Genomic DNA, 17,197 nt, shown 5'->3' with positions numbered 1-17,197 from the left:
ACGGCCAGCGCAGCCGCCAGGCGAGCCATTGCGCGGCGACGCCTGAACCGGCGATGAGTGCGATGGTCAAGGTGAGGTCAGGCGGGGCGTGCATCATGGGGGCGTTGTTAGCGTGTTTCGGACCATCCGTCGCCTGTGGCGCGACCTTCAGCTGGGGAGGCTGACATGACCGGACTTCCGCACGAGGCGCAACTGGCCCTCATCTCCTTTCTCGCCGCCCTGTTCCTGGGCGGCCCCGTGGCGCTGTTCGGCGCCTCCAACCTCATCTCGGCCGTCCGCCTGGCCGGTGCCATCGCCCTGCGGCACCGCTTCGCCACCGGCCTCGGGGCCAGCCTGCTGGGCGGCGCCGGCTTTTTCGGCACCGGCCTGATGCGGGCCCAGGAAACGGCCTCGGCCGGCTGGTTCGGCGGCATGTTCGGCTAGGCCGGGCGCGCGGACACGGACCAAAACGTCTTTCGTCCTGCCGCGCCTAGCCGTCCTCGCCGCTCTCACCGAGGGGGTTGTGAAGGAAATCGAAGCCGATCGCCTGGCCGCCATAATCGCCATGCTCGTAGAGATCAGCGGCGTCGGTGAACCAGCGCACCAGATGCGCATGCAGCCGGTCGAACACGTCGATCAGATCGGCCTCTTCAACCGGCAGGTCGATATCGAAAACGGGGCCGCCCGCAATCACCACCTCGACATGATGGCCCTTTTTCGCACAGGTCAGAACAAGCCGGATCCAGTCGCCGGTATTGGACACTTTCACGGCCAGGCCGAAGGCTATCGGTCCCAGCGGCAAAAAACCCGTGCCCGAGACCGAGAAGGCACCCGAGCGGTAGGGCCGGGGCAGCCAGGGCCCTTCCGGCGGCACCAGGTGGACGCAGACCCCCTTGCTCTCGCCCAGATAGCGGCAGAAGCCGGCCGAGACATTCTCGGCGACATTGCGGACGATGGCGTAATTGTCCAGGCTCAGCCGGCCATAGCGCTCGGCGGCTCCGGCCAGCTTGTCGAAGCGTGACATGTCGCTCATTTGTCACTCCCTTTGCGGATCGCCTCAGGCTAGTGTGCCGGACCGTCGAACGGGAGGGGAAAATGCGCCGGCTTCTGATGCTTGCAGGACTGGTGGCCGGACTGGCGGCCTGCAGCGGGAACGATGCAGCCACGCCCATGGTCTGGACCACGCTCGACGGCCGGCCGCCCCTGGTCATCGCCCATCGGGGCGCCAGCGGGGACCGGCCGGAACACACGCTGGAAGCCTATGCCCTGGCCATCGAACAGGGCGCCGATGTGATCGAGCCGGATCTGGTGATGACCGCGGACGGCGTTCTGGTGGCGCGTCACGACCGCTATCTCTCCACCACCACCGATGTCGCCGACCGGGCCGAATTCGCCGCCCGCCGGCGTGTCGACGGCGAGCGGGACGACTGGTGGGTCGAGGACTTCACCTTCGCCGAGCTGCGCACCCTGCGCGCCCGCCAGCCCTGGCCCGGCCGCGGCCAGGGTTTCAACGATCAATTCCTCATCCCGGCCTTCGAAGAGGTTCTGGACCTGGCCGCCGAACACGGCGTGCGCACCGAGCCGGAAGTGAAGACGCCCGGGTATTTCGTGTCCGTCGGTCTCGACCCGCTGCCCGAACTGGTGCGCATCCTGCGCGAGCGCGGCCTGGACGGCGAAGACGCTCCCACGGCGATCCAGTGTTTCGAACCGGATTTCCTGGCCCGTCTGAACGGCGCGGTGGACACGCCGCTCTTGATGCTGGTCTTCCCGATGCGCGAACTGGATCCCGCGGCCGATCCGCTGCAGCCGACCGTGGCACTGGGCGACATGGCCGCATTTGCCGACGGGGTAGGCCCCGCCAAGGGGCTGGTGATCACGCCGGCGGGCGAGGACACCGGTTTGGTCGCGCGGGCACATGCCCTGGGCCTGACCGTGCATCCCTGGACCTTCCGCGACGACCAGCCGGTAGCCGAGGGCGTGGGCATCGAAGCCGAACTCGACCGCATCTACCGGCTGGGCGTGGACGGCGTATTCACGGATTTCCCTGCCACGGCCGTTCGCGTCCGTGACGGAATGCGCGGCGAATAGGCCAAAGAAAAGCGGCGCGGAGATCGATCTCCACGCCGCCAGATCTTCAGATCGGCAATCCGCCCTAGTCGGCGTATTGCAGATTGACCGCCTTGGGACCCTTGCCGCGGCGATCCGGCTCGGTCTCGAAGGACACTTTCTGGCCGTCATTCAGACCCGGCAGGCCCGAAGCCTGCACGGCAGAGATGTGCACGAAGACGTCATTGCCGCCCTCGTCCGGGGTGATGAAGCCAAAGCCCTTGCTTTGGTTGAAGAATTTGACCGTACCTGTGGCCATGGGGGGAACCTTCCCTGAATGCATATCCCGCGTCCGGGGCATAGAAAGCGTGCAGTATCAGCGTCCTGACACTGGTATTACGGACGTAGAAAGTCGGGGAAGGCTGAAGTCTAGGTGTCCGATGTGGTCCCGTTTCCGGGCGCCACCGGGTAGGCGATCAGAATTCCGTCCGGCCTCTTGGGCCGCCCGTCGACGCCTTTATGTGCACGGATCGCGCCGCAAAGCAAATGAAACTCCTGTGGCACGGCAAGATTGCCGGCCGCATTGCGCGAACGGCTTGACCTGACCGCCCCGAATCCGATCCTTGCCGCATGAGCCGACGCCGTTTTCTCGACCGCACCCAGCGCCAGCGCGACCGCCAGACGCGCGACAGCCGGGGCTTCAACCCCGGCGGCATGATCCGGCTGGCCGGTTTCGGCGCCGCGATCGTCGTCGCCATTGCCGTCTATGTCGGCTTCAACCGCCAGGGCGAGACGATTTATGACGGCCGCTGGGGCGTGATGGAACGCCTGGTGCGCCCGCTCTTCCTGGGATTCAACGCGCTGGACCTGATCGTACTCGTCCTGGTGGGCCTGGTCGCCTGGCGGATCTGGCTCCGGATGCAGAAACCGCGCTAGCCGGCACGAACGCGCCGGGAACCGGGCCCGGCCCGGCCGATCCGTTCCCGGAAGCGCCGCCATATTGCCACGCCGCGCAAGATTTTCGCCCTGCCGGCGCTGCTGCCCTGAAATCGCCTCTGGCCTTGCCGCACGCAGAGGGCTAAGGCCTCTGCGGTCGGCTTGGGTTCAACTCACGGGCATGCGGAAAGGTCGGACATCATGGGTGTAAGAGTAGCGGTTTTCGGAGCGACGGGCGCGGTGGGCAAGGAAATGCTCACCATTCTGGCGGAACGGCTGTTTCCCGCCGACGAGGTGTATGCGCTGGCGACCCGGAAATCGATGGGCGTGGAACTGTCCTACGGCGACCGGACGCTGAAATGCGAGAATGCCGAGACGTTCGACTTCTCCAAAGTCGATCTCGTGCTGATGTCGGCCGGCGGCGAACCGTCGAAGGAATGGGCGCCCCGGATCGCCAAGGCGGGCGCCATCGTGGTCGACAACTCCTCGGCCTGGCGCATGGATCCGGACGTGCCGCTGGTGGTGCCCGAGGTCAATATGGACGCGCTGGACGATGTGAGGAAAAAGGGCATCGTGGCCAATCCGAACTGTTCCACGATCCAGCTCGTCGTGGCGCTGAAGCCGATCCACGACCGGGTCGGCATCAAGCGGGTGTCCTGCGCCACCTACCAGTCCGTCTCCGGTGCCGTCAAGGAAGGCATGGACGAGCTGTGGACCCAGACCAAGGGCATCTACGTCAACGATCCGGTCGAGCCGCAGAAATTCACCAAGCAGATCGCCTTCAATGTCATCCCCCATATCGACGTCTTCATGGAGGACGGCTCCACCAAGGAAGAATGGAAGATGACGGTGGAGACCAAGAAGATCCTCGACCCGAAGATCCGGCTGTTCGCCACCTGCGCCCGCGTGCCGGTCTTTGTCGGCCATTCCATCGCCGCGCATCTGGAACTTGAGGGCGAAATGTCCGCCGGCGAAGCCCGCGGCCTGCTGCGCGAAAGCCCCGGCCTGATGGTGATCGACAAGCGCGAGGACGAGGGCTACGTCACCCCGGTGGAAAGCGTCGGCGAATTCGCCACCTTCGTCTCCCGCGTGCGCGAGGATCCCACGGTGGAGAACGGCCTGGCACTGTGGGTGGTCTCCGACAATCTGCGCAAGGGCGCCGCGCTCAATGCCGTCCAGATCGCCGAGGGCCTTCTGAACAAGGGCCTGTTGAAAACGGGCTGACCCTTTCCCCGCCACCGCGACCGGGGGCAGGAGTGACGACATAGCCGCCATGCGGAGGCGACGGGTCGCAATCGGCCGCGGCACTCCCCATGTGCGAAACAGTGCCGCGCGAGGGAGTGTCGCATGTCATCCGCCGAAACCGCCGACATGCGCCGCGCCCTGGCGGCCGGCCTGTCGGGCTATCTGATCTGGGGTGTGGCGCCGCTCTTCTTCCAGGCGCTCGATTTCGCCAATCCCTTCGAGATCGTGATGCACCGCGTGGTCTGGGCGGTCCCGCTTCTGCTGGCCACGCTGTGGTTCTCCGGCAAGCTGCGCCAGGCCGTCGCGGCGCTGGCCGACCGGCGCACCCTGGTCACCCTCCTGGGCACGGCAGCGCTGATCTCGGTGAACTGGTGGGTCTTCATCTTCGCGGTGAATTCCGGCCATGTCCTGCAGGCCTCGCTGGGCTATTACATCAACCCGCTGATGAGCGTCGCCGTAGGCGTCGTCGTACTGCGCGAACCGCTTGGCCCCTATCGCATCGCCGCCATCGTCCTGGCCGCCCTGGGCGTGGCCAACCAGACCCTGGCCGTGGGCGAAGTGCCGTGGATCTCGCTGATCCTGGCCTGTTCCTTCACGGCCTACGGCTATCTCAGAAAAGTCGCCGCCGTGGACGGGCGTATCGGCCTGTTCTGGGAGACGTGTTTCATCCTGCCCTTCGCGGTGGCCGGCCTGGCCCTGTTGCAGGTCCAGGGTCTGGGCCATTTCCACGAAAGCCCGGTGCAGGCGCTGCTCCTGATGGCCGCCGGCGTGGTCACCGTGGTGCCGCTTCTGCTCTATGCCATCGGCGTGCGCGGCCTGCGCCTGTCGACCATGGGGCTGATGCAGTTCATCGCGCCCAGCCTGCAATTCCTGATCGGCGTTCTGGGCGGGGAAGCCTTTACGGCCTCCCACCTCGTCACCTTCGCCTTCATCTGGGCCGGTGTGGGCATGTTCGCCTATTCCACCCTGCGCCGGCAGAAACGGCGCGCCGGAGCGGGTGAGACGCAGGGTGCGGAATAGTGCCGGACGCGGCAGCACCCTTGACGGGGAATGCGCCCTGATCTCTCCTGAGGGCAAGCCAATAATGAATTGATCCCGAAAGCCTTTCCGGCCCGCAAGGACCCTCCCCATGACCAATTTTCCCGCCCCGATCCGGGTCGAAACCAACGGCATCACCCTGTCCGTACATCTGGCCGGACCCGAGGACGGCCCGCCCCTCCTTCTGGCCCATGGCTGGCCCGAGCTGGCCTGGTCCTGGAAGCACCAGATCGGCCCGCTGGCCGAGGCCGGCTACCGGGTCATCGCGCCGGACCTGCGCGGTTTCGGCGGGTCCGACTGTCCAGGCGATCCGGCCGATTACGGCATTGACACGCTGGTGGCCGACCTGACCGGGCTGCTCGATGCGCTGGACCATGAACAGGCCGTCTTCGTCGGCCATGACTGGGGCGGGATCATCGTGTGGCACGCGGCCATGCTGGCCAGTGACCGGGTTGCCGGCGTGATCGGCGTCAACACGCCCCACCTGCCGCGCGGCGCCGAACCACCGACCGCCTATTTCCGCGAAGTCGGCGGCGAGGATCACTATATCCTGCGCTTTCAGGAGCCCGGATACGGCGAAAGCCGGTTCGAGGGTCGCGAGGACGATTTCTTCGCCTTCATCTTCGGTTCGCCCCCGCCGGCCGACCGGCTGGAAAGCTATTTCCCCGACATCACCCACATCCCGCGCCAGTTCGAGAGCTTCAAGGGCCGCGACGAAGCCAGGATCGTGGTACCGCCGGCCGACCGCGCTGTCTATGCCGAGGCCTACCGCAGGACCGGTTTCGGCCCGGGCATGAATCTCTACCGCAATTTCGACGCAAACTGGCGGCGCATGGGCGGGGTCGATCACCGGCTGTCCCTGCCCTGCCTGATGGTGTCGGCCGAGTGCGACTTCATGCTTCCGCCCAAACTGGCCGGCTGGATGCCGGCCCTGTGTTCGGACGTCGAATTCAACGTCATCGAAGGCTGCGGCCACTGGACGATGTGGGAGGCGCCGCAAATGCTCAACGCTCACATGCTGGACTGGCTCGAGCGGCGCTTTCCGGTAGCGGGCTGATGCGCCTCGCCCGGGTTACCATCGTAGTGCCCGGCTATGACGCGGCGATCGATTGCTATTGCAGCACGCTGGGTTTCGGCCTGTTCGAGGATACGCGCCTGTCGGACAGCAAGCGCCGGGTCGTGGTCTCCCCCGGGCCGGGCGGCGCCCGCCGCGCAACGAGGCCTGTGGCCCTGTCGCGGTCTTGCGCGACGCTTTCGGCAATGACTGGGACCTGATCGAACCGGCGCACCAGTTCGGCTCGACTGTGCCACGTCAAACGGGCATTCTTGTGGACGTTCATTCGGTCCTCCTCCGGTTCGCTAAAGAGTCAGCACCTTCAGCTTCCCCGGAAGGGACCGAATGGACAACCTAATGAAAGCTCACAGCTAGCCATCCACCTTCCGCGATTTCCCCCAAATCTGCCCTTCGGGCCCCTTCTCCCCCGGGGAGAGGGGATTGTTGTGCCTGTGTTTCAGGGTGGTTGGATCCGGCCATTGGGTGGTGGAAGCGGGGATGTCCCGGTGTTGCCGCACCGGCCCCAACACCTCTTGCCAGCCCGCTCGTCATTCGTTACTTTGTTTTTTAAAGTTCTTGGAGGAAACTATGTCCGATAATCCCGATCTGGCTTATCTGCGGTCCGTGGCGGAGTCCGGCGAACGGGCGGCACCGCTGGGCGGACGCTTCTTCTTGTGGTGGGGCGGCCTGGCCTCGATTGCCCTTCTGGCCCACTGGTTCGTGATTTCCGGTCATGCGGGTATCCTGCCCGCCTATGTCGGCTTTGTCTGGATGGTCTACGGCGTTGTGGGCCTGGCCGGATCTTTTGTGCTGGCACGCACGCTGACCGGCAAGCCCGGCCGCGGCGCGGTCAACAATCGCGGCGAGAGCGCGGTCTGGCAGGGCATGGTCTGGCTGGTGGCGGCCTATGCCATCGGCGCTGTCGTCGCCATGTTTCTCGGCCGCGGCCATGCGCTCCTGTTCGACACCATCCCGCTGGTCGCCTTCGGCGGCTATGGCGTGTCCTACTGGGTTACGGCCCGCCTGGGCGGGCCGCGCTGGATGACCGCGCTGGCGATTGTCTCCTGGCTCGCATCCGGCATCGGGCTCAGCCTGGTGGGCACGGCAGAGCTCTACCTGTTCGCTGCAGCCATGGTATCTGTCCTGGCCGTAGTGCCCGGCATCGTGCTGCTGCGCGGCGAGCCGGCGGCGGAGCCGGGCTAGATGAGTGCCGAATTCGACGCCTCGCGCATCGACGAGACCATTCACGGCAAGCTGAGACTGGGCATCATGGCCTATCTCTCGGCCGTGGACGGAGCGACCTTTCCCGAGCTCAAGCAGAAGACCGGGGCCAGCGACGGCAATCTGTCGGTCCATCTGCGCAAGCTGGAAGAGGCCGGCTATGTGGCCATCGACAAGCGTTTCGTGAATCGCAAGCCGCAGACCCGCGCCTCGCTGACCGGCGCCGGACGGTCGGCCTGGCTGGCTTATCTCGACCAGTTGCGAAGCCTGATAAGCGGTGCGGACGGTTAGGCCCGCGCCGCCCGGTGGAACCGGCGGGTCGCACACGGGAAAACGCAGGCGACCGGAACTGGGAGAACCCCCGTCCCCGGACCCCGTTCCGGGGCCTGGCACACGGCCGGGGAGATTGAAAGCGATGGGGATCGCGGGCAGGGGCTGCCGGGGAAGGACCGGCCCGGCAATCCCGGCTGGTCCTGCCTCACGCGGCGATCTGGCCCCGCCGGTGGGCCCAGGCGATCACCCCGAACCCCTCCGCTCCGGCCGGAAAACGGCCCGACTGCACGAAGCCGGCTTTCTCCAGAACCCGGTGCGAGGCATCCCGGTCGTCGCGCGTGTGCGCGATCACCTGTTCCACCCGCTCATCCTGATAGGCCCATTCCATCAAGGCGTTGACCGCCTCCGTCGCCAATCCCTGTTCACGATAGGAGGTCAGCATGGAATAGCCGATCTCGACCCGGCCCTGGGCATCCGGCGCGCCGCGAAACCCGCCCAGCCCCAGCAGGCGGTGCATCACAGGCGAGATATAGACCCAGGAATACCAGCCGGCATCGTGCGGATGGGCCGACAGTTCGTCACGCGTCCAGCGCACGGCGTCGTCATCGACCAGTTCCGGCGGCCAGGACGGCTCGGGCTCGACGCCCAGTGCCTGGAAGAAGCCCGTACGGTCGGACAGCTGAAGCTCGGCAAGTTCCGGCGTCAGCGCAACCAGCCGCAAGCGCGGCGAAGAGAGTTCGATCGGCTTCGTCATCAGCGAACTACCTTTGCCCCAACCTGATCCAATCCCGACGGATGGGCCTGGCGCCAGATAAAATTATGCCTGAAACACCCCGGAATGTCCGCCGAAAAAGCCGGGCGGACGCGGTGCCTGCGGCTCACACTTCCGCGATCCGGCGTCCCCGGCCGGCCGCTTCAGACCTGCATGTCCGGCGGCATAGACCGATTTCACGTCGTGTTTACGACAATGACGGAATTCACGCCTGCATGGTCCATCCCTCCACGCCCATCGCCGCCTGGCGAATGGCTTCGGTGAGGGTCGGGTGCGGGTGGCAGGTGCGCGCCACGTCTTCGGAAGCCGCCTGGAACTCCATCGCCAGGCACAGCTCGGCGATCATCTCGCCGACATTCACCCCGATGAGGTGCGCACCGAGTATCTCGTCGGTCTCGGCGTCGGCGAGGATTTTCACGAACCCGTCCGTGGCGTGGTTGGTGCGGGCGCGGGAATTGGCCTGGAAGGGGAACTTGCCTTTCTTGTACTTGCGCCCTTCCGCCTTGAGCTCTTCCTCGGTCTTGCCGACGGCGGCGATCTCCGGCGAGGTGTAGACCACGCCCGGAATGACGCCGTAATTCACGTGACCCGCCTTGCCGGCGATGCGCTCGGCGCAGGCTACGCCCTCGTCCTCGGCCTTGTGGGCCAGCATGGGGCCGTGCGTGCAGTCGCCGACGACCCAGACATTCTCGGCCGAAGTGCGGAAATGGTCCTGGGCGATGAAGCCGCGATCGTCGGTCTCGATACCGACGGTTTCCAGGCCGAGGCCCTGCGTGTAGGGGCGCCGGCCGATGCAGACGAGCACCGTGTCTGCCTCGATGGTCTGCGACTCGCCGCCGGCGGCCGGTTCCATGGAGACGTTCAGCCGGTCGCCCGACGTGTCGACACCGGTGACCTTGGTGGACAGGTGGAACTCCATGCCCTGCTTGGCGAAAGTGCGCTGGGCGGTCTTGGCCAGCTCGCCGTCCATGCCGGGCAGGATGCGGTCGAGATATTCGACGACGACGACCTCCGAGCCGAGGCGGCGCCAGACCGAGCCAAGCTCGAGCCCGATCACGCCGGCCCCGATCAGGACCAGCTTGCCGGGTACGCTCTCCAGCGACAGGGCACCGGTGGAGGACACAACGCGCTTTTCGTCGATCTCGACACCGGGCAGCGGGGTGACTTCGGAACCCGTGGCAATGACGATGTGCCTGGTTTCCAGCGTCTCGGTGCCGTCCTCGCCCTCGACCTCGACCTTGCCGGCCCCGGCGATACGGCCCAGGCCGCGGATATAGTCGACCTTGTTCTTCTTGAACAGGAATTCGATCCCCTTGGTCAGGCCGTCGACGGCCTCGTCCTTTTGCTTGAGCATTTGCGGCAGGTCGAGTTCAAGCCCGCCGGTCCGGATGCCCAGGCCCTCGAAATCGCGGCCCGCAGCCTCGAAGAGTTCCGATGCGTGCAGCAGCGCCTTGGACGGAATACAGCCAACATTGAGACAGGTTCCGCCGAGACGGCCGCGCTTTTCCACACAGGCCACTTTCAGCCCGAGCTGGCCGGCCCGGATCGCGCAGTTATAGCCGCCGGGACCGCCGCCAATGATCACAACATCATACATCTTGGACATGATCGCCTCGTCTTGCTCGGGCTGTTTGGAAAACGGCCCCTATATGCCGGGTCTTCCCGGCCAAGGTAAGGGTTGAATCAGTGTCGTGCACCGGGTCCGGACCGGAAAATCGCCGGGACACGTGCATTTTGTCTGAGTTAGCGCCGGAAGTGTCCGCGCTGACGCAGGATGACCAGTCCGAGCAGGCAGACCAGCAGGCCCGTATTGATCAGCCAGTCATAGGCCGAGATGGGGAGCTGGTCATAGGCAGCCTGCATGGAATAGCTCAGCCAGCTTCCAATATCGAGAACGAAAGCAATCAGATAGACTAATATACCGGCTTCGCGCCGCAGGGCCAGAAGGACGGCCGAGGCCGGATAGGCCAGGGTATTGCCGATCGTCCCCGCCAGTTCGAGCGGGCTGAGCGAACCGACCACCTGCACGACATAGTCGTCGACCCCCAGGCGCTCGGCATTGCCGGTGAGGACGGCAATCAGCCGGGCCTGCATGCCCAGCTGGACCAGGCTCCAGACGCCAATACCCGCGACAATGATCCAGCGCGCCCAAGTGTCCAGCTTCACGGTCCCGGTCCCGCGGCGCCTGCCGCTCGTTCATCCTGCACGAAACGGCAGTGAACTCCCGGTCGTGTCGCGAGTAAAGGCGCGTCAGCGCCGTTTCCGGGTCAGCGCCCCTGTGGCCAGCAGAAAACGTACCTGACACCGTAACAACACGAGGGACCTCCCGTCGCCCGGACGGATCATCCCCGGCCTCCGCCTTGCAGGCAAGGCCGCGCCGGACAGCCACTAGAGATCGAACAGCATGCGCTGCGGGTCTTCCAGGTTGTCCTTCACGCGGACCAGGAAGGTCACGGCTTCCTTGCCGTCGACGATGCGGTGATCGTAGGAGAGCGCCAGATACATCATCGGGCGGATCGCCACCTGGCCGTTTTCCGCCACCGGGCGTTCCTGGATCTTGTGCATGCCCAGAATGCCCGATTGCGGGGCGTTGAGGATGGGCATCGACATCAGCGAGCCATAGACACCGCCATTGGACAGGGTGAAGGTCGCGCCCTGCATCTCCTCGATGGACAGCTTGCCGTCGCGGGCGCGCTTGCCCAGGCGGATGATTTCCTTCTCGATCTCGGCCAGCGACATCTGGTCGGCATCGCGCACGACCGGCACGACCAGGCCGCGGTCGGTACCGACCGCCACGCCCATGTCGTAGTAATTCTTGTAGATGATGTCGGTGCCGTCGATCTCGGCATTGACCGCCGGAATCTCCCTGAGCGCGTGGACGCAGGCTTTGATGAAAAAGCTCATGAAGCCCAGCTTGACGCCGTGCTTGGCGACGAAGGCTTCCTGGTGCGTCTTGCGCGCGGCCATGATGGCCGACATGTCGGCCTCGTTGTAGGTGGTCAGGATCGCGGCGGAATTCTGGGCGTCCTTGAGCCGTTTCGCGATCGTCTGGCGCAGGCGGGTCATGCGCACCCGTTCCTCGCGCGGCCCGGTCTCGCGCGGTGCCGCGGGGGCGGCCGGTGCCGGCTTCGGCGCAGACGGCGCGGCGGCCGCGGCCGACTTCGCAGCCTCGGCGGCCTTCAGCGCATCGCCCTTGGTGATGCGCCCGTCCTTGCCCGTGCCCTCGATCGAACCGGCATCGAGCTTGTTCTCCTCGATCACCCGGCCGGCCGACGGCATGGTCTTCTTCCCGCCGGCATCGGAACCGGACTGTTCGGCCGGCGCCCCCGACTTGGCCGCGGCGGCGGGTGCAGCGGCAGCGCCTTCCGTGATCTTCGCCACGGCATCACCCGGGGCAACACTGTCGCCTTCATCGACCAGAAGCTCGGCAACCGTGCCGGCGACCGGCGAAGGCACTTCCACGGCGACCTTGTCGGTCTCGATCTCGACCAGTGCCTGGTCGATCTCGACCGTGTCGCCGACCTTGACCAGCCAGGACCCGATCGTGCCCTCGGTCACGCTCTCGCCCATCTGCGGGACGGTGGCATCGACCGTGTCTCCGGACTTGGCGGGCGCGGCTTCGGACCGGGCCGGTTCGTCCTCCGGCTTGGCGGGCTTTTCATCGTTCTTTGCCAGCTTTTCATCGCTCTTGGCCGGTTGTGCATCGCCGGAATCGAGCTCGGCCAGCTTGGCGCCGATCTCGACCGTATCGCCTTCGGCGGCGACAATCTCGCCCATCACGCCATCGCTTTCCGCACGCACTTCCACGGCCACCTTGTCGGTTTCCAGCTCCACCAGGACATCATCCCTGGAAACGTTATCGCCGGTCTTCACCAGCCAGCTGCCCACAGTGGCCTCGGTCACGCTCTCGCCGAGCTGGGGTACGGTGATATCGGTCATGTCAATTCTCGTCCTTTTTCAAAGGATTGCGTCGCCGCCTAGGCCAGGGCCTCGTCGACCAGGGCGTCCTGTTGCTGCTTGTGCTTGGAGGCGATACCGGTCGCCGTCGAGGCGGTGGGCACCCGGCCGACATAGCGCGGCCGCTCGGCCACACCCTCGATCTTGCCCAGCACGTATTCGATATTCGGCTCGACGAAGGTCCAGTAGCCCATATTGCGCGGCTCTTCCTGGCACCACACGATTTCCGCATTCGGGAAACGCGCCAGCTCCGCCATCAAAGCCTTGTAGGGGAAGGGATAAAGCTGCTCGACCCGCAGGAGATAGACATCGTCGATCTCCTTGGCCTCGCGCGCTTCCAGAAGGTCGTAATAGACCTTGCCGGTACACAGAACGACCCGGCGGATCTTGTCGTCGGCCTTGAGCTCCAGACTGGTCTGCCGGATTTCGCCCTCCGGCCGCGTCGCCGCATCGGCATCGTCCCAGAGCAGGCGGTGGAAGGACGAGCCCGGCCCCATCGCCGCCAGCGTGGACACACAGCGCTTGTGCCGCAACAGGCTCTTCGGCGTCATGATGATCAGCGGCGAACGGAAATTGCGGTGAATCTGGCGCCGCAGGATATGGAAATAGTTCGCCGGCGTGGAACAGTTGGCGACCTGCATATTGTCTTCCGCACACAATTGCAGGAAGCGCTCGGGCCGCGCCGAGGAATGTTCCGGACCCTGGCCCTCATAGCCGTGCGGCAGCAGCATCACCAGGCCGGACATACGCAGCCATTTGCGTTCGCCGGAGGAAATGAACTGGTCGATGATGACCTGGGCGCCGTTCACGAAATCGCCGAACTGGGCTTCCCACATCACCAGCGTGTTGGGTGCGGAGAGCGAGTAGCCGTATTCAAAACCCAGCACCGCCTCTTCAGACAGCATGGAGTCGATGACTTCATACTTCTTCTGCCCCTCGGCCAGATGGTTCAGCGGCGTATACCGCTCGGCCGTTTCCTGGTCGATGATGTGCGAATGGCGCTGGGAAAAGGTGCCGCGGCCCGAGTCCTGGCCGGACAGACGCACAGGGAAACCTTCGGTCAACAGCGTGCCGAAGGCCAGGTGCTCGGCCGTCGCCCAGTCGATTCCCTCACCGGATTCGATCGCATCACGGCGTGCGCCGATGACACGCTTGAGAGTGCGGTGCACATTGATCCCGTCCGGAATGCCCGTCATCGAGAGGCCGACTTCACGCAGGCGCTCCAGCGTCGCACTGGTCTCGCCACGGCGCTCGTCGTCTTCCGGCAGCCCCAGGCCCGACCAGCGGCCATCGAGCCAGTCGGCCTTTCTCGGCTCGAAACTCTTGCCGGCCTCGAACTCGTTTTCCAGGAAAACGTCGAACTCGTTCTCGATCGCCTCGGCCTCGGCGGCGGTCAGCACACCCTCGGCCAGCAGCCGGTCCTGATATTTCTTCCGGACCGGCGGCATATCCTTGATGATGCGGTACATGATCGGCTGGGTGAAGGTGGGATCATCGCCCTCATTGTGGCCGTAGCGGCGATAGCAGATCATGTCGATCACCACGTCCTTGCCGAAGAGCTGGCGGTATTCCGTGGCGATCTTGGTCGCATGGGTGACGGCTTCCGGATCGTCGCCGTTCACGTGGAAGATCGGCGCCTGCACCATCAGCGCAACGTCGGACGGGTAAGGGCTGGACCGGCTGTCCTTCGGGTCGGTGGTAAAGCCGATCTGGTTGTTGACGATGAAGTGGATCGCCCCCCCGGTACGGTGGCCGCGCAGGCCCGACAGGCCGAAGCATTCCGCCACGATGCCCTGGCCGGCAAAGGCCGCATCGCCGTGCAGCAGCAGCGGAAGGACCGATGAACGCGGCGTGCCTGGCTGGCGGCGGCAATTCTCTTCCTGCTTGGCACGCGCCTTGCCCAGAACTACCGGATCGACCGCTTCCAGGTGAGACGGGTTGGCCGTCAGCGACAGGTGCACACTGTTACCGTCGAATTCGCGGTCCGAGGACGCCCCGAGGTGATATTTCACATCACCGGATCCGAATTCGTCCTCGCCCTGGGTATTGCCGCCCAGGAATTCGTGGAAGATCTGGTGATAGGGCTTGCCCATCACGGCGGCCAGCACGTTGAGGCGGCCGCGGTGCGGCATGCCGATGATGATGTCCTCGACACCCATGGCGCCGCCGCGCTTGATGATCTGTTCCAGCGCCGGAACCATCCCCTCGCCGCCATCGGCACCGAAACGCTTGGTGCCCGGATAGCGCTTGTGCAGGAACTGCTCGAAGCGTTCGGTCTCGATCAGCTTGGACAGGATCGCTTTCTTTCCCTCGGGCGTGAAGCTGATGTCCTTGTCCGGCCCCTCGAAACGGGCCTGCAGCCAGGCCTTCTCCTCCGGATTGGAGATATGCATGAACTCCACCCCGATGGGCCCGCAATACGTGCGCTTGAGGATGTCCAGCATCTGCCGCGGCGTCGCGGTTTCCAGACCCAGATAGCCGTCGATGAAAATCTCTTCGTCCAGCGCCGCACCGGTAAATCCGTAGGTCGCCGGGTCGAGCTCGGCCTGATAGCCGAAATCGGTCAGGCCCAGCGGGTCCAGGTCCGCCGCCAGATGGCCGCGCATGCGGTAGGCACGGATCATCATGATGGCGCGGATGGAATTCTGGGTCGCCCGGCGCACCTCGGCCGGATCGGCCCCCGGTGCAGTCGCCGCGACGTGCTCGGCCACCTTCTCGACCATGGCCGCCTCGTCAGCCCCGATATCGCCCAGGGCGGACACGATCTCGCCATTGGCGTGACGCGGCCAGTCGGCCCGTTTCCACGCCGGGCCGCGCGCCGCATGGCTCACCTCACCCGGCGCATCGCCCATGGCATCGAAAAAGACTTTCCAGCTCGGCGGCACCGAAGCCGGGTCCTTGGCATAGGCCGCCGCCATTTGTTCGAGATAGACGGCGTTGGCGCCCTGCAGGAAGGAAGTATCCAGGAAGGACTGGTTTTCTTGGGATCGGTTTTGGTCAGACATTGAGGGGGGAGCCTGAGTCAGGAGTGTGTCTGTATGCGTCGCTACACAAGGACGGTTAAGCAATCATCTAAGGCGAATGTCCACGCAGCAGTACCGTTTTACGCCGGTCTGCTGCCAAGATGCTGACAGTGCGGTGCGGAAGAATCCGGGCCGGACCGCTATGGCGCGAAAACGAAAAACCCCCGCGAGCCGGGCCCGCGGGGGTTTCAAGTCCGGGATAAAACCGCAGCCTATTCGGCCTGTTCGGCTTCTTCCTTGGCGATTTCCTCGCCGGTTTCCTGATCGACGACTTTCATCGACAGGCGAACCTTGCCGCGATCGTCAAAGCCCAGAAGCTTCACATAGACCTCGTCGCCTTCGGCCACGACGTCGGAGGGATGCTTCACGCGCTCGGCCTTCATCTGCGAGACGTGGACGAGACCGTCCTTCGGCCCGAAGAAGTTCACGAAGGCACCGAAGTCCATCACCTTGACGACCTTGCCCTTGTAGATCTGGCCTTCTTCCGGCTCGGCCGTGAGACCGTGGATCCAGTCGAGTGCAGCCTTGATCGAGGCGGCGTCGGAGGAAGAGACCTTGATCACGCCGTCATCATTGACGTCGACCTTGGCACCCGTCTTCTCGACGATTTCGCGGATCACCTTGCCGCCGGAACCGATCACGTCGCGGATCTTGTCGACCGGGATGGTGATCGTCTCGATGCGCGGGGCAAACTCGCCCAGCTCGGCGCGGGCTTCGCCCAGCGCCTTGCCCATCTCGGACAGGATGTGCATGCGGCCGCCCTTGGCCTGCTCCAGGGCGGTCTTCATGATGTCCTCGGTGATGCCGGCGATCTTGATGTCCATCTGCAGCGAGGTCACGCCTTCCGACGTGCCGGCCACCTTGAAGTCCATGTCGCCGAGGTGATCCTCGTCACCCAGGATGTCGGACAGCACGGCGACGCCTTCGGGGTCCTTGATCAGGCCCATGGCGATACCGGAGACCGGACGCGTGATCGGCACGCCGGCATCCATCATCGCCAGCGAGGCCCCGCACACCGTGGCCATCGAGGACGACCCGTTCGATTCCGTGATCTCGGAGACCAGGCGGATCGTGTAGGGGAAGTCTTCATGCGCCGGCAGGACCGCCTTGATCGCACGCCAGGCCAGCTTGCCGTGGCCGATTTCCCGGCGGCCCGGGGCGAGACGGAAAGAGGTCTCGCCGACCGAGTAGGGCGGGAAGTTGTAGTGCAGCAGGAAGCGTTCCTTGTAGGTACCCGTCAGGTCGTCGATGAACTGTTCGTCCTCGCCGGTACCCAGCGTCGCCACCACGAGACCCTGGGTCTCGCCGCGGGTGAACAGGGCCGAACCGTGGGTGCGCGGCAGGATGCCCGCTTCCGCCACGATCGGACGCACCTGATCAAGCGACCGGCCGTCGATACGCTTGCCGGTCTTGATGATGCCGCCGCGGACGATGGAGCTTTCCACCGACTTGAGCACATCCTTGAGCACCGTACCCGGAATACCGTCAGGGCGTTCCTCGGTCTGGGCCAGGGCCTCGACCGCCTTGTCCTTCGCCGCGCCCACCGCCGCATAGCGCTCGGTCTTGTCGGTGATGGTGTAGGCCTTGGCGAGGTCGGCTTCGACCAGCTTGCGAACCTTGGCTTCCTCGGCCGAGTAGTCGGCCGGCTGGTAG

16 protein-coding genes and 1 pseudogene are annotated in these 17,197 nt (G+C 65.1%); 9 read left to right on the top strand and 8 right to left on the bottom strand.

Annotated elements, in window-relative coordinates; translation table 11 throughout:
* Positions 1-165 precede the first annotated feature (165 nt).
* Positions 166-423, top strand: a complete 258-nt coding sequence (locus tag Q1U94_RS14085; RefSeq protein WP_300545900.1) for a hypothetical protein — start codon at positions 166-168, stop codon at positions 421-423.
* Positions 424-469: 46 nt separating this feature from the next.
* Here the strand turns inward: Q1U94_RS14085 and Q1U94_RS14080 are convergent, their stop codons facing one another.
* Positions 470-1,012: a hypothetical protein gene (locus Q1U94_RS14080; RefSeq protein ID WP_300545898.1), complete on the bottom strand. Its 543-nt coding sequence runs from the start codon at positions 1,010-1,012 to the stop codon at positions 470-472.
* A gap of 62 nt (positions 1,013-1,074) precedes the next feature.
* Here Q1U94_RS14080 and Q1U94_RS14075 point away from each other — a divergent pair, with 62 nt between their 5' ends.
* Positions 1,075-2,067: a glycerophosphodiester phosphodiesterase family protein gene (locus tag Q1U94_RS14075; protein WP_300545896.1), complete on the top strand. Its 993-nt coding sequence runs from the start codon at positions 1,075-1,077 to the stop codon at positions 2,065-2,067.
* A gap of 64 nt (positions 2,068-2,131) precedes the next feature.
* On the opposite strand, the gene Q1U94_RS14070 is transcribed toward Q1U94_RS14075, so the two are convergent.
* Positions 2,132-2,344 (bottom strand): cold-shock protein, encoded by a 213-nt coding sequence (locus Q1U94_RS14070; RefSeq protein WP_203290999.1) that lies wholly within the window; start codon positions 2,342-2,344, stop codon positions 2,132-2,134.
* A gap of 311 nt (positions 2,345-2,655) precedes the next feature.
* On the opposite strand from Q1U94_RS14070, the gene Q1U94_RS14065 reads away from it, so the two are divergent.
* From Q1U94_RS14065 to Q1U94_RS14035, 7 genes and pseudogenes are all read left to right on the top strand, one after another.
* The gene (locus Q1U94_RS14065; RefSeq protein ID WP_300545890.1) at positions 2,656-2,961 is read left to right on the top strand and encodes a hypothetical protein; all 306 of its coding nucleotides are present in this window, start codon (positions 2,656-2,658) and stop codon (positions 2,959-2,961) included.
* A gap of 201 nt (positions 2,962-3,162) precedes the next feature.
* Positions 3,163-4,185, top strand: a complete 1,023-nt coding sequence (locus Q1U94_RS14060) for an aspartate-semialdehyde dehydrogenase (protein ID WP_300545887.1) — start codon at positions 3,163-3,165, stop codon at positions 4,183-4,185.
* 123 nt (positions 4,186-4,308) lie between these two features.
* Positions 4,309-5,226, top strand: coding sequence for an EamA family transporter RarD (rarD, locus tag Q1U94_RS14055; RefSeq protein WP_300545885.1), 918 nt, complete (start codon positions 4,309-4,311; stop codon positions 5,224-5,226).
* 109 nt (positions 5,227-5,335) lie between these two features.
* The gene (locus tag Q1U94_RS14050; protein ID WP_300545882.1) at positions 5,336-6,301 is read left to right on the top strand and encodes an alpha/beta hydrolase; all 966 of its coding nucleotides are present in this window, start codon (positions 5,336-5,338) and stop codon (positions 6,299-6,301) included.
* Positions 6,301-6,527 (top strand): annotated as a pseudogene (locus Q1U94_RS14045) (VOC family protein); the annotation flags it as partial. The gene Q1U94_RS14050 and the pseudogene Q1U94_RS14045, both read left to right, overlap by 1 nt.
* 359 nt (positions 6,528-6,886) lie before the next feature.
* Entirely contained in the window at positions 6,887-7,501 is a 615-nt protein-coding gene (locus Q1U94_RS14040; RefSeq protein ID WP_300545878.1) for a hypothetical protein, read from the top strand.
* Positions 7,502-7,810 carry a transcriptional regulator gene (locus Q1U94_RS14035; RefSeq protein ID WP_300545876.1) on the top strand — a complete coding sequence of 103 codons (309 nt, stop codon included), beginning with the start codon at positions 7,502-7,504 and terminating at the stop codon, positions 7,808-7,810.
* A 187-nt stretch (positions 7,811-7,997) separates the two neighbouring features.
* Here the strand turns inward: Q1U94_RS14035 and Q1U94_RS14030 are convergent, their stop codons facing one another.
* The 6 genes from Q1U94_RS14030 to pnp form a co-directional block, all read right to left on the bottom strand.
* The gene (locus Q1U94_RS14030) at positions 7,998-8,546 is read right to left on the bottom strand and encodes a GNAT family N-acetyltransferase (RefSeq protein ID WP_300545874.1); all 549 of its coding nucleotides are present in this window, start codon (positions 8,544-8,546) and stop codon (positions 7,998-8,000) included.
* Positions 8,547-8,769: 223 nt separating this feature from the next.
* A complete protein-coding gene (lpdA, locus tag Q1U94_RS14025) occupies positions 8,770-10,170 on the bottom strand; it encodes a dihydrolipoyl dehydrogenase (protein ID WP_300545872.1) in 1,401 nt (466 codons plus the stop codon).
* Positions 10,171-10,307: 137 nt separating this feature from the next.
* Complete coding sequence (locus Q1U94_RS14020) at positions 10,308-10,730, bottom strand: hypothetical protein (protein WP_300545870.1); 423 nt, start codon at positions 10,728-10,730, stop codon at positions 10,308-10,310.
* Positions 10,731-10,952: 222 nt separating this feature from the next.
* Complete coding sequence (gene odhB / locus Q1U94_RS14015) at positions 10,953-12,503, bottom strand: 2-oxoglutarate dehydrogenase complex dihydrolipoyllysine-residue succinyltransferase (protein WP_300545867.1); 1,551 nt, start codon at positions 12,501-12,503, stop codon at positions 10,953-10,955.
* Positions 12,504-12,541: 38 nt separating this feature from the next.
* Positions 12,542-15,526 (bottom strand): 2-oxoglutarate dehydrogenase E1 component, encoded by a 2,985-nt coding sequence (locus Q1U94_RS14010; RefSeq protein ID WP_300545865.1) that lies wholly within the window; start codon positions 15,524-15,526, stop codon positions 12,542-12,544.
* 230 nt (positions 15,527-15,756) lie between these two features.
* A partial coding sequence (gene pnp / locus Q1U94_RS14005; protein WP_300545863.1) for a polyribonucleotide nucleotidyltransferase occupies positions 15,757-17,197 on the bottom strand: 1,441 nt, incomplete at its 5' end.

Source organism: Maricaulis sp. (assembly GCF_030149515.1).
In the GTDB taxonomy this organism is placed as follows: domain Bacteria; phylum Pseudomonadota; class Alphaproteobacteria; order Caulobacterales; family Maricaulaceae; genus Maricaulis.
This window is presented reverse-complemented; position numbering and strand designations above follow the sequence as displayed.